General features: G+C 74.3%; 1 pseudogene. It reads right to left on the reverse strand.

Features of this window, described 5'->3' with window-relative positions:
- Positions 1-241, reverse strand: a pseudogene (locus BN358_RS26675) (exopolyphosphatase); the annotation flags it as partial.

The raw sequence follows: 241 nt of genomic DNA on the forward strand, positions 1-241 counted from the left end.
TTCGAGCAGGCGTCCGGTGAGCGCGGCGAGGTCGGCCCGGGTCAGGACCGAGCCGTGCACGAGCGCACGGTCGTAGCTGGGCAGGCCCTGGGCCAGCGCGGAAAGGCTCGTCACCGTCCCGCCGACGCCCACCCAGCTGGCCACGGACGCGAAGTCGATCCCGCACGAGTCCAGCAGGGCGTCCACCTGGTCGCGGGCCGCGCCGATCTCTCCGGGCGCCGGCGGATCGGAGTGCAGGGTT

Origin of the sequence: Sedimentibacter sp. B4, assembly GCF_000309315.1 — a bacterium.
Lineage (GTDB): Bacteria > Bacillota > Clostridia > Tissierellales > Sedimentibacteraceae > Sedimentibacter > Sedimentibacter saalensis.